Here is a 12,359-nt window from a genome sequence, read left to right as displayed (position 1 = left end):
TCTGGCGATCGGATCAACCGCGGGCGGCGGCGAGGGATTCCCTCGCGGCTGCGGCGACGTTCTCGGGGGTGAAGCCGAACTCGGCGAACAGGGTCTTGGCGTCGGCGGAGGCGCCGAAGTGCTCCAGTGAGACGATGCGTCCTGCGTCACCTGTGTAGCGGTACCACGTCAGACCGATCCCGGCCTCCACGGCGACACGGGCCCGCACGGACGGCGGAAGGACGCGCTCGCGGTACTCCCGCGGCTGCTCTTCGAACCATTCCACGGACGGCATCGACACCACCCGGGTGCCGATCCCCTCGGCCTCCAGCTGCTCGCGCGCGGCGACGGCGAGCTGCACCTCGGAGCCGGTGGCGATCAGGACGACGTCCGGGGTCTCGGTCGAGGACTCCTTCAGGACGTAACCGCCCTTCGCCGCATCGGGGTTGGGCGCGTAGGTCGGCACGCCCTGGCGGGTGAGGGCGAGGCCGTGCGGGGCCGGGTCGGTGGCGTGCCGCTTGAGGATCTCGCCCCAGGCGATCGCGGTCTCGTTGGCGTCGGCCGGGCGGACGACGTTCAGGCCCGGGATGGCGCGCAGGGAGGCCAGGTGCTCGACCGGCTGGTGGGTCGGGCCGTCCTCGCCGAGGCCGATGGAGTCGTGCGTCCAGACGTACGTCACCGGGAGCTGCATGATGGCCGACATCCGCACCGCGTTGCGCATGTAGTCGGAGAACACCAGGAAGGTGCCGCCGTAGATACGGGTGTTGCCGTGCAGCGCGATGCCGTTCATCTCGGCGGCCATCGAGAACTCGCGGATGCCGAAGTGGACGGTGCGGCCGTAGGGGTCGGCCTCCGGGAGCGGGTTGCCCTTCGGCAGGAAGGACGAGGTCTTGTCGATGGTGGTGTTGTTCGAGCCGGCCAGGTCGGCGGAGCCGCCCCACAGCTCGGGGACGATCGCTCCGAGCGCCTGCAGGACCTTGCCGGAGGCGGCGCGGGTGGCGACCGCCTTGCCCTCCTCGAAGACCGGCAGGGCGTCCTCCCAGCCCTCGGGCAGCTGGCCCGCGACGATCCGGTCGAACAGCTCGGCGCGCTCCGGGTTGGCGCCGCGCCACTTGTCGATCTGCTTGTCCCAGGCGGCGTGCGCCTCGGCACCCCGGTCCAGGGCCTCGCGGGCGTGGGCGAGGACGTCGGCGTCGACCTGGAAGGACTGCTCGGGGTCGAAGCCGAGGACGCGCTTGGTGGCGGCGATCTCCTCGGCGCCGAGCGCGGAGCCGTGGGAGGCCTCGGTGTTCTGCGCGTTCGGGGCGGGCCAGGCGATGATCGTGCGCATCGCGATGATCGAGGGCCGCTCGGTCTCGGCCTGCGCGGCCTTGAGCGCCGCGTACAGGGCAGGCACGTCGATGTCGCCGTCGAGCGAGGGCTCGACGCGCTGCACGTGCCAGCCGTAGGCCTCGTAGCGCTTCAGGACGTCCTCGGAGAACGCCGTCGCGGTGTCGCCCTCGATGGAGATGTGGTTGTCGTCGTAGAGGAAGACCAGGTTGCCGAGCTTCTGGTGGCCGGCCAGCGAGGAGGCCTCGGCGGAGACGCCCTCCTCCAGGTCGCCGTCGGAGACGATCGCCCAGATGGTGTGGTCGAAGGGGGAGGTGCCCTCGGGGGCCTCCGGGTCGAACAGGCCGCGCTCGTAGCGGGCGGCCATCGCCATGCCCACCGCGTTGGCGACGCCCTGGCCGAGCGGCCCGGTGGTGGTCTCGACGCCGGCGGTGTGCCCGTACTCGGGGTGGCCGGGCGTCTTGGAACCGTGCGTCCTGAACGCCTTCAGGTCGTCGAGCTCGACCTCGTACCCGGCCAGGAACAGCTGCGTGTACATCGTCAGCGAGGTGTGGCCGGGGGACAGAACGAAACGATCCCGGCCGGTCCACTCGGGGTCCGCGGGATCGTGACGCATCACCTTCTGAAAGATCGTGTACGCGGCCGGGGCCAGGCTCATCGCCGTGCCCGGGTGGCCGTTGCCCACCTTCTGCACGGCGTCGGCCGCGAGCAGACGGGCGGTGTCCACGGCACGCCGGTCGAGTTCGGTCCATTCGAAGCTGTCCGGAGTCTGCGTACTCATCTTCAAGAAGTCCTCGATCGAAGCGGCTGAACTGCTCGGATGTCTTCAAACTTAAAAGTCTGACTTTTACGGGGGAAGGTCGCTGTGTGTCAGCCTGTGGTGAAAGTGGGACACCGACGGCACGACCGAGGCGGCGCGAGTAGGACATGGCGGGCAGAACCATCCAAGGTGGAGACGGTGACGCTGGGGTGGACGGCATCAGAACGTTCCCTTTCCCGGTCGAGCTGAGTGTGGGCGGAGTCGGTATGCAGGTCGGCCCGATGGGGACCGGCCACACCTGGCACGCCGAGGCCCCGCTGGAGCGCGTCCACCGCATCGACTTCCATGTCGTGATGCTCTTCGACGGCGCCCCGGTCCGCCATATGATCGACTTCGCCGAGTACGAGGCGGCGGCCGGCGAACTGCTGTGGATCCGTCCCGGCCAGGTCCACCGCTTCTCGCGCACGAGCGGGTACCGCGGAACCGTGCTCACCATGCAACCCGGGTTTCTGCCGCGCGCCACGGTCGAGGCCACCGGCCTCTACCGCTACGACCTGCCGCCCCTGCTCCACCCCGACGAGGCCCAGCTCACCGCCCTCAGGGCCGCCCTCGCCCAACTGCAACGCGAGTACGAGGACAACACGACCCTGCCGCTCAGCCTGCACACGGCGGTGCTGCGCCACTCGCTGACGGCGTTCCTGCTCCGCCTCGCCCATCTGGCGGCCAGCTCCGCGGAGGCGGTCCGCCGTCAGTCGGACACGACGTTCACCCTGTTCCGGGACGCCGTGGAGAAGGACTTCGCCACCAACCACAGTGTCAGCGCCTACGCCGACGCCCTCGGCTACTCCCGCCGCACCCTCGTCCGCGCGGTCCGCGCCGCGACCGGTCAGACGCCCAAGGGCTTCATCGACAAGCGGGTCGTCCTGGAGGCGAAACGCCTGCTGGCCCACACGGACCTGCCGATCGGCCGGGTGGGTGCGGCGGTCGGCTTCCCCGACGCGGCGAACTTCTCCAAGTTCTTCCAGCAGCACACGGAGCTGACCCCGGCGGCGTTCCGGGCGGAGCTGCGGTGACTCAGGACGCGGCCGGGGCGCCCAGCCACGGCATGCCCCGCACCAGGGTGTCCCGCATCCTGGTCAGCGCCTCGATCCGCTCCGTCAGCTCGGCCACCCGCCGGGCCCCGATCTCGTAGTTCCCGGCGCAGGAGTCCGCGTAGGCGAACACCTCCGGCAGGTCACTGTCGAGGAAGCGCACGAAGGACTTGACGTTCTCCACCGTGAACCCGGAGGCGAGCAGGTCACGGATGTTGCGGACCCGCGTCTCGGCTCCGGGCCCGTAGACGCGGTAACCGCCCGCGCTCCGCCCGGACTCCAGCAGGCCCTGCTCCTCGTAGTAGCGCAGGGCGCGGCTCGTCGTGCCGGTCCGCGCGGCCAGGTCACCGATCAGCATCTCGCTCACCTCCGGGTTCACCTCTCCTCGTCGTCTACGGGGGTTCCTCGTCGTCCACGGGGGTCAACTCCCCAGCCGTACCACGGTCTTCCCGGTGTATGCGCCGCGTACGAGGTCGCTCAGGGCGCGGGGCGCGTTCGGCAGCCCGTCGATCACGGTCTCCTCGTAGACGATCTCCCCCTCGTGCAGCCACCTGCGGAACTGCTGCCCGAACTCGGCCGCCTTGTCCAGGTGGTCGACCACGGTGAAGCCGCGGATGGTCAGTCGCTTGGCGGCCACGGTCAGCAGGTCGCCGGGGCCCTGGTCGGGGCGGCCGGAGCTCTGGCGGGCGAGCGCCCCGCAGACGGCGATGCGGCCGTGCGGGTTCATCACCTCGACGGCGGCCCGCAGTTGCTCGCCGCCCACGTTGTCGAAGTAGACGTCGATGCCCTCGGGTGCGGCCTCGCGCAGCCGGTCCAGGGCGGGGCCGTCACGGCGGTCGAAGGCCGCGTCGAAGCCGAGCCTGTCGGTGAGGTGCCGGACCTTCTCCGGTGACCCCGCGCTGCCGATCACCCGGGCCGCGCCCTTGAGCCGGGCGATCTGACCGGCGAGAGAGCCGATCGCGCCCGCCGCGCTGGAGACGAACACCGTGTCGCCGGGCCGCAGCCGGGCGACACGGACGAGTCCGACGTAGGCGACCAGGCCGAAGCCGAGATGGAGGGAGGGGGTCGGGTAGGCGGTCCGGTCGACGCGGCGGAAGGCCTCCGCCCCGGCCACGGCGTACTCCCGCCAGCCCAGCCGGTGCACCACCAGATCGCCCTCCGCCAAGGAGGGGTCGGCCGAGGCGAGCACCTCGCCGACGGCGTCCCCGTAGAGCACCTGGCCGATCTCGTAGCGGGGCCGGGGCACGGCGGGTTCGGCCGACATCAGCGTCAGCATGCCGGGGTCGAGGGACAGATAGAGGTTGCGGACCAGCACCTGGCCGGGGGCCGGATCGGACACCGGGACCTCGGCGATCTCGAAGTCGTCGGGGGTGGGCAGGCCGTCGGGCCGGGAGGCGAGTCGAACCTCCAGGCCGGTACGGGAGTTGACAGCGGAAGTGGTCATGGCGGCGACGCTAGAGGTTGACCCATACGTGAAGGTCAAGCCGTCCGCGCCGCCGCCCGCCCGTTCAGTGCCCGAAGTCGAACCAGTTCACGTTCACGAAGTCCGCCGGCTGGCCGCTGGTGAAGGTCAGATAGACGTCGTGGGTGCCGGTCACCGAGCTGATGTTGGCCGGGACCGTCTTCCAGGACTGCCAGCCGCCCGTGTTGGCGAGGGCGAAGCTGCCGATCGGTGTGGCGGTACGGCTGTCCAGGCGCACCTCGACCAGGCCGCTCACCCCTGACGCGGCGCCGCTCGCCACGCGTGCGTAGAACTGCGTGGCCGGCGTGGAGCCGAAGTTGACGCCCTTGTAGAGGGCCCAGTCTCCGTTGGCCAGGGAGCCGAGGTCCTGGCCGCCGCCGGTGTCCGTGGTGCTCTCCGTGACGGTGCCGGACTGGCTGTCGTACGACTCCGCCTGGATGGCGCTGTAGGCGTCACGGTTGCCGGAGGGCGGGGGTGTGGTGGTGCTTCCGCCGCTCGACAGGACCTGGACGTAGTCCACGAGCATCGGGTGGCCGGACTCCGTGGCACTGGTCGGGCCGCCGCCGAACGCGGCCGGGAAGGCGCCGCCCATCGCCACGTTCAGGATGACGAAGAAACCGTGGTTGGTGGCGTTGGCCCAGGTCGTGGCGTCCATCTGATTGGCCGTGACGGTCTGGTAGTTGACGCCGTCGACGTAGAAGCGGATCGCCTCGGGGCTGACCGAGCGGTCCCACTCCATGGTGTAGGTGTGGAAGCCCGACTGGCAGGTGGTGCCCGGGCACGCGATCGAATTGCCGAGGCCTGTCGTCTCGTTGCAGGGGCCGCCCGGGTTCGTACCGCAGTGCATCGTCGCCCAGACCTTGTTGATGCCCTGGACGTTCTCCATGATGTCCAGCTCGCCGACGCTCGGCCAGTTCTGATAGTTGCCGCGATAGGGGGCGCCGAGCATCCAGAACGCCGGCCAGTAGCCCGCGCCCGCGTCACCGGTGACGTTGGGCATCTGGAGGCGGGCCTCGACGCGCAGCTTGCCGCCGGCCGGGGGCTGGAAGTCGGTGCGGTTGGTCTCGATACGGCCCGACGTCCAGTTGCCGGCGGAGTCGCGGATCGGGGTGATCTTCAGGTTGCCGCTGCCGTCGAGCGAGACGTTGTTCGTGCTGTTCGTCATCGTCTCGACCTCGCCGGTGCCCCAGTTGGCGGCGCCGCCGGGGTACGAAGTCCCGGTGTCGTACTGCCAGTTGGAGGTGTTGACGCCGGTTCCGGCCGAGCCGTTGAAGTCGTCGAGGAAGACCTGCGTCCAGCCCGACGGGGGCGTGGGCGCCGAGGCGTCGGCGGACTGGGTGGCGGCCGTGGCGAGCACGGCGGCCAGGCCGAGCGTGCTGAGTACGGCCAGGAGCGCGCGTCGCCGTCTGGGTATGCCGGAGGTTGCACTCACGGGGGTGCCTCCCGGTTGCGGAGTGATGGGCTGCGGGTGCCTTGATGTCTTTGAGAGCGCTCTCAAAGTGCGCCCAATGTGCTCTCCGTCACCAGAACCGTCAAGAGTTAAAGCAAGGAAAGTCCTTTGCGGGCGGGGAAGTTCATGCCCTGAACGGTGCAAAGGTGTTAAAGCGTGCTCCCCGCCTGCCACTGCGACCACGGCAGGTTCCAGCCGTTGAGCCCGTTGGCCGGGTCGACGGTCTTCTCGCCGTCGTTCGCCCCCTTCGCGTCGTGCAGGCCCACGCAGCCGTGGCTGGTGTTCTGGTGGCCGAACGCCGAGGCGGACGCCCAGTAGTTGCCGTGCACGAACGTGCCGGACGCGGTCAGGCGCTGGGCGTGCGGCACATCGGAGATGTCGTACTCGTCGCCGAGCCCGACTGTGGAGGACTCCATGCGGGTCTGCTTGAACCGCTCGCTGATCACCATGATCCCGGACCAGGTGGTGTGCTGGGCGTTGCCGCCGCTGACCGGGTAGGTGGGGCCGGGCGCCCAGTAGGTCTCCGGGCGGAAGTCGAGCCGGGTGTCGCCGAACCAGTGGCCGACCACCTCGACGGCCGGCTCCGCGGTGACGGTGATGGCCTTCTGAACGGCGGCCCGGTCCTTCACGGCATGCGTGAAGTTGATCGACACGGGCATGCCGACGCCGGAGGTGGAGTTCGCCTCGGGAGTGAAATAGCCGAGGAAGGTCTCGCCGGGCGACCTGGTGGTGAAGGTCGCGGTGTGTGCCGCGGCGCCTTCGGGGGTGGCCGTCACCGTGTACTTCGTCCCGGAGTACGGGTTCCTCGCCGACGTCCACCTGGTCTTCGTGTCGTTGAGCGAACCGGCCAGTGGGGAGCCGTCGTTGCCGGTGACCTTCACCGAGGCGAGGGTGCCGCCGGTCACGGTGACCTCGACGGGGCTGGTGAACCCGGCCTTCTTGGTGCCGTCGGCGGGCGTGACCGAGACGGTGGGCTTCTTCGCCGCCGCCTTCGCGGAGGCCGTTGTCGTGCCGTTCGCGGCGCCCGCCCAGCCGCTGCACCCCGTCAGCGCGGCGGCGGCAGGTGTCACGCCGAGCACGGTGAGCAGCCCGCGCCGGGACCACCTCCGCGCCTGTTGCTCCGACCGGTTCGATATATGCGAGGCGCCCACGGCAGGCCTTTCTGGGATGTCCACCTTCTCCGGGTGCATCCTGCGCCGCGTAAATTTGTTGATCCTTTGAATTTCCGGGCCGATTCCTGAGATTCCGGTGAGGAGTCGCCCTCAGAACGCCCGAAACCACGGTTGTCTCAGCCCTCGGGGCTGTGAACAGAGTATGTGCGGCCCGCCCCGGGCTCTGAGCGACCGAACAACGCCGGAGGTATACGTGACCGAAGTCCGCGAGCCGCACACCGTGGCCGTCGTCGGAGCGGGCGCGGCGGGCACGCTGACCGCCGTCCAGCTCTGCGAGACGGCGACGCGCCGCCGGACACCGCTCGGCCTCGTCCTTGTCGACCCGGCCCCGGAGGCGGGCCGCGGCACCGCGTACGCCACCCGCGACCCGCGCCACCGCCTCAACGTGCCCGCGGGCGGCATGAGTTGCTACCCCGACGACCCCGGCCACTTCACCCGCTGGCTGTGCCGCCACGGCGAACCGTCCGTCACCGCGGCCGACTTCGCCACCCGCTACCGCTACGGCGCCTATCTCGCCGACACCCTCGCACAGGCCATCGTCCGATCTCAGGGCACGGCGACGGTACGACGGCTGCGCACCCGCGCCGAGAGCTGTACCGGCACCCCCGACGGCCTGGAGCTCCGCCTCGCCGACGGGGGACACCTCGCCGTCGACAGCGCGGTCCTGGCCACCGGCCCCGCCGCCCCCTCCGCGAGCTGGGCCCCGCCCGCCCTGCGCACCTCGGCCCGTTTCGTCGCCGCGCCCTGGGCCACGGGCGCGCTGGACGGCCCGCTCTCCGACACCGCCGACGTCCTCCTCGTCGGCACCGGTCTGACGGCCGTCGACCTGGCCCTCACCCTCGACCGTCCCGGCCGCACGGTCCACGCCCTCTCCCGCAGCGGCCTGCTGCCGCAGCCGCACGCCCTCACCCCGGCCGGCCCGATGGGAGCGCCCGATGGCCTCGACGACACCTCGCTGGGCCGCCTGCGCAGGGCCGTCTACCGCCACATCAGCCGCTCCGTGCGCACCCACGGGGACTGGCGCCCCGCCCTCGACAGCCTGCGCCCGCACACCGCCCGCCTCTGGGAGAGCCTCACCCCCGAGGACCGGGCCGAGTTCCTCGCCCGCGAGGGCGCCCTGTGGAACACCCACCGCCACCGCATGGCCCCCGCCACCGCCGAGTCCGTCACCCGGGCCCGCACGGCCCGACGGCTCACCGTCCACACCGGCGCGGTGACGGACGCGGTCGAGCACGACGGCTCACTCCTGGTCACCCTCTCCAACGGCCTTACTCTGCACGTCGGTTGGGTGATCGACTGCACCGGACCGGGCCGACGGTTCGACGACCCTCTGTGGCGCTCCCTGTTCGCGTCCGGGGCCGCGGTACCGGGCCCGCTCGGCATGGGCGTTTCCACCCGCGACGGGCGGCTGCTGGACTCGAAGGGCCGCGCGGACCGCCCGCTGTTCACGCTGGGCGCCCCCCGCCGCGGCGAACTGTGGGAGACGACCGCGATCCCCGAGATCCGCGTCCAGGCGGCGGCCCTGGCAGCGCAGTTGCTCGCCCCGCTGACGGGGAGGGCGGGCAGGTCCCGCCCCTCCCGCCGTCCCGTCGACGGACACGGACTCGCCCTGTCCACCCACGCCGAGGCGGCCGCCGCCTACCGCAGCGGCCTCAACCGGGTCCTCAAGGTCCGCGCCGGCGCCGAGGACGCCTTCGCCCGGGCCGTGGCCCTCGACCCCGGGTTCGCCCTCGGCCACGCGGCCCTCGCCCTGCTCGGCCACGAGTGCGGGGCCGCCGTCGACGTGCCGCGGGCACTGGCCGACGCGCAGCGCTCCGCGCGCGAACACGCCGACGAGCGGGAGCGTTCCTTCGTGGACGTGGTCACGCGCCGGGTGCACGGCGACGACGGAGACACGGCCCTCGTACGCCACCTCGACGCATACCCCGCCGACGCGCTCGCGCTCGCCGCCGCCGTGCCCACCATCGCCTTCTCCGGCGTCACCGACCTCGACGACGACCACGCGCTGCGGCTGGTCGAGCGGACGTCTCCCGCCTACGACGGCCACTGGTTCCACACCTCGCTGCTCGCCTTCCTCCGGCAGGAGCAGGGGCGGCTGCACGAAGCCGGCGAGCTCGCCCACCGCGCTCTGGCCCTGGAGCCGGCCTCCGGACATGCCGTGCACGCCCTGGCCCATGTCCACTACGAGTCCGGCGTGCACGAGGCGGGCCGCGACTGGCTGGACGGCTGGGTGTCCGGGCAGGGCCGGGGCGCCGTCCACCGGGCCCACTTCTCCTGGCACATCGCCCTGCACGAACTCGCCCTCGACGACCCGGCGGCGGTGCGCAGGCGCTGGTTCGCCCAGCTGGCGCCGGGGCGGGTGGTGAGCGGGGTGCGGGCGCTGGTCGACTCGGGGTCGCTGCTGTGGCGGGCCCGCCTGAGCGACAGCTGGCGGGGTGAGCTGCCTGCGGGGGACGTCCTGGACACGGTCGCCCGGGACGTCCTGGAACGTCCGGCCACCGCCTTCACCGCCCTGCATGCGGCCGTGGCGCTCGCCGCTGCGGGGGATCTGGCGGCGCTGCAGCGGTTGCGCGACCATGCCGCCGGTGCCGACGAGGTGCAGCGGGAGGTGATCGTGCCGCTGTGCGAGGCGTTCGCCGCGGTGGTGGAGGAGCGGTTCCAGGACGCCGTCCGGGGGCTTGACGCGGTGTTGCCGGTGCTGCGGCGCGTTGGCGGCAGTGCCGCTCAACGGGAGGTCGTCGAGGAGACGTTGCTGTACGCGCTGGTGTCGGCCGGGCGGTGTGACGCTGCGCGTCGGCTGTTGGATGCGCGGTTGGAGCGGAAGGAGGCGCCGCGGGATCGGCGGATGCGGGCGGGCCTGCCGGCCTGAGCATGTCGATCGTCTGCGGCGCCATCGTGGCTGGTCGCGCTCGCGCGGCGGAGCCGCACATCGATACAGCCCCGCGCCCCTGAAGGGGCGCGGGTACCCCCTGGTCAGTGGTTCACCAACTCCGCCTGTTCCGCGGGCTCTTCGCGCAGCCCGAACCGGTCGTGCGCTTGCCGAAGCGGCCCCGGGGCCCACCACGCCCGGCGCCCCAGCAGCGTCATCGTCGCCGGGACCAGCAGCATGCGTACGACCGTTGCGTCGATCAGGACCGCGAGGGTGAGGCCCAGGCCGATCTGGAGGATGGGGGAGAAGCCGCCCGTCATGAAGGCGCCGAAGACGACGGCCAGGAGCAGGGCGGCGCAGGTGACCACGCGGCCGGAACGGCGCAGACCGGTCACCACGGCCTCCTGGTCATTGCCGGTCAGGTGCCGGGCCTCCCGCATCCGGGCCAGGATGAACAGCTCGTAGTCCATGGCCAGTCCGAAGGCGATCGCGACGATCAGGGGCGGGGCGGTCAGGCTCAGCGCGCCCAGGCCCTCGGCGCCCAGCGCGCCGGCCAGGTGGCCGTCCTGGAAGACCCACACCACCACGCCGAGCGCCGCGCCCAGACTGAGCAGCGTGGTCAGGATCGTGCGCAGCGGTATCAGCACCGACCCCGTGAACGCGAACAGCAGGACGAAGATGCCTGCCAGCACCGTCAGAGCGGCCCAGGGCGCCCGGTCGGACAGCATCGCGCGGAAGTCGACCAGACGGGCGGCCTGCCCGGTGACCTGGACCGGTTCGGTGCCGCGCAGGTCCCGTACCCGACTGACCAGGTCGGTGGCCTCCTTGCCGTCGACCCGGCCCGACGGCTGGAGTTGTACGACCGCCCCGCCGTCGGGGAGTGCGCGGGACTGTGCGGTGGGAGACAGGGCGCGGATACGGTCCGCGGTCGCGGAGTCGGTTCCCGGCTTCAGGACCACGGTGACCGGCGAGACCCCCGTGCCCGCCGGGAAGTGCGTGTCGACCGTGTCGTACAGCTGACGTGCCTCGGTGCTCGCGGGCAGCTGCGTGGCGTCGCCGATCTCGATCCTCATACCGGTGACGGGCAGTGCCAGGACGAGCAGGGCCGGGACGACCGTGGCCAGGACGGCGACGCGGCGGCGGGCCGAGAAGCGGGCCACGCGGGCGAAGAAGCGGCCCTCCTCGCCCTCCGGGCGGGTCTTCGCCGGGGCGATCTTCGCGCCGAACTTCGCCAGCAGAGCCGGCAGCAGCGTCAGTGCGGCCAGCATGTCGATGGCGACCACGGCGGCCACCGCCAGGCCCATGCTGCGCAGGAACACGCTGGGGAAGACGAGCAGACCGGTCAGGCAGACGGCCACCGTGAGCCCGGAGAACAGCACCGTGCGCCCGGCCGCGGCGACCGTCCGGTGCACCGCCTCCACGACGTCCTCGGTGGTCCGCCGCTCCTCGCGGAAGCGGACCAGCATCAACAGGGCGTAGTCCACGGCGAGTCCGAGGCCCAGCATGGTCGTCACCTGGATCGCGTACACCGAGATGTCGGTGACCTGGCTGAACCCGAACAGGGCCAGGAAGGCGCCCGCGATCCCGCTCACCGCGATCACCAGCGGAAGTCCGGCCGCGCGCAGCCCGCCGAACACGACGAGCAGCAGGGCGAGGACGACGGGGAGGGATATCAACTCGGCGTTCTTCACGTCCTGTTGGGCCCGCTCACCGAGCTGCTTGCCCAGCAACGGGCCGCCGCTGACATGGACTTCGGGCGCGTCGATCTGCTTGATACGGTCGGCCGTCGCGTTCACCGCCTTCTCTTCGGCGTCGTCGCCGAGACCGCCCTTGAAGGTGACGGGGACGATCAGGGCCTTCCCGTCTGCGGCGGTCAGACCGCGGGTCCGGTACGGGTCGGGGGCCGCGGCGACACCGGCGATGTCCCGTACGTCGGCCACGGCCCGCTCGACCTGCTCGCGCAGCCCGGGATCGGAGACGGCGGTCCCCGCGACGACGGCGGTGATCGACTCACCCGTCGGGTCGACGCGGTCCAGGTACTGGGCGGCCCGTTCCGACTCGGTGCCCGGTACCTCGGGCACGTTGTCGGAGAGCCGCCCGAAGACGCCCGTTCCCAACCCGAAGCCGAGCAGCAGGAAGAGCACCCACAGCAGGATGATGGTCAGCGGGCGGCGGGTAGCTGCCCGGGCGAGTGTGGAGAGCACGGTCCCTCCCGGCTGGTCGTCGGTTCTCATAGCCCTCAGGCTC

General features: G+C 71.6%; 8 protein-coding genes. 2 read left to right on the top strand and 6 right to left on the bottom strand.

Features of this window, described 5'->3' with window-relative positions:
* Positions 1-13: 13 nt before the first annotated feature.
* Positions 14-2,089, bottom strand: coding sequence for a transketolase (gene tkt, locus ACFY1U_RS14060; RefSeq protein WP_390694368.1), 2,076 nt, complete (start codon positions 2,087-2,089; stop codon positions 14-16).
* A 146-nt stretch (positions 2,090-2,235) separates the two neighbouring features.
* Between tkt and ACFY1U_RS14055 the strand changes: the two genes are divergently transcribed.
* Positions 2,236-3,141: a helix-turn-helix domain-containing protein gene (locus ACFY1U_RS14055; RefSeq protein ID WP_390694367.1), complete on the top strand. Its 906-nt coding sequence runs from the start codon at positions 2,236-2,238 to the stop codon at positions 3,139-3,141.
* 1 nt (position 3,142) lies between these two features.
* Here ACFY1U_RS14055 and ACFY1U_RS14050 read toward each other — a convergent pair whose 3' ends face one another.
* The 4 genes from ACFY1U_RS14050 to ACFY1U_RS14035 all read right to left on the bottom strand — a co-directional run bounded on the left by ACFY1U_RS14050 (position 3,143) and on the right by ACFY1U_RS14035 (position 7,222).
* Positions 3,143-3,517, bottom strand: coding sequence for a MerR family transcriptional regulator (locus ACFY1U_RS14050; RefSeq protein ID WP_390694529.1), 375 nt, complete (start codon positions 3,515-3,517; stop codon positions 3,143-3,145).
* Positions 3,518-3,580: 63 nt separating this feature from the next.
* Positions 3,581-4,603 (bottom strand): NADP-dependent oxidoreductase, encoded by a 1,023-nt coding sequence (locus ACFY1U_RS14045; protein ID WP_390694366.1) that lies wholly within the window; start codon positions 4,601-4,603, stop codon positions 3,581-3,583.
* 64 nt (positions 4,604-4,667) lie between these two features.
* Positions 4,668-6,053: a glycoside hydrolase family 16 protein gene (locus ACFY1U_RS14040; RefSeq protein ID WP_390694365.1), complete on the bottom strand. Its 1,386-nt coding sequence runs from the start codon at positions 6,051-6,053 to the stop codon at positions 4,668-4,670.
* Positions 6,054-6,220: 167 nt separating this feature from the next.
* A complete protein-coding gene (locus ACFY1U_RS14035; RefSeq protein WP_390694528.1) occupies positions 6,221-7,222 on the bottom strand; it encodes an Ig-like domain-containing protein in 1,002 nt (333 codons plus the stop codon).
* Positions 7,223-7,436: 214 nt separating this feature from the next.
* On the opposite strand from ACFY1U_RS14035, the gene ACFY1U_RS14030 reads away from it, so the two are divergent.
* A complete protein-coding gene (locus ACFY1U_RS14030; protein WP_390694364.1) occupies positions 7,437-10,112 on the top strand; it encodes an FAD/NAD(P)-binding protein in 2,676 nt (891 codons plus the stop codon).
* Positions 10,113-10,216: 104 nt separating this feature from the next.
* Here ACFY1U_RS14030 and ACFY1U_RS14025 read toward each other — a convergent pair whose 3' ends face one another.
* Complete coding sequence (locus tag ACFY1U_RS14025; protein ID WP_390694527.1) at positions 10,217-12,316, bottom strand: MMPL family transporter; 2,100 nt, start codon at positions 12,314-12,316, stop codon at positions 10,217-10,219.
* Positions 12,317-12,359 lie beyond the last annotated feature (43 nt).

The sequence above is a fragment of the Streptomyces sp. NPDC001351 genome, from assembly GCF_042896045.1.
Taxonomy (GTDB): domain Bacteria; phylum Actinomycetota; class Actinomycetes; order Streptomycetales; family Streptomycetaceae; genus Streptomyces.
The sequence above is the reverse complement of the archived record's forward strand: the minus strand, read 5'-3'. Positions and strand labels throughout refer to the sequence as shown.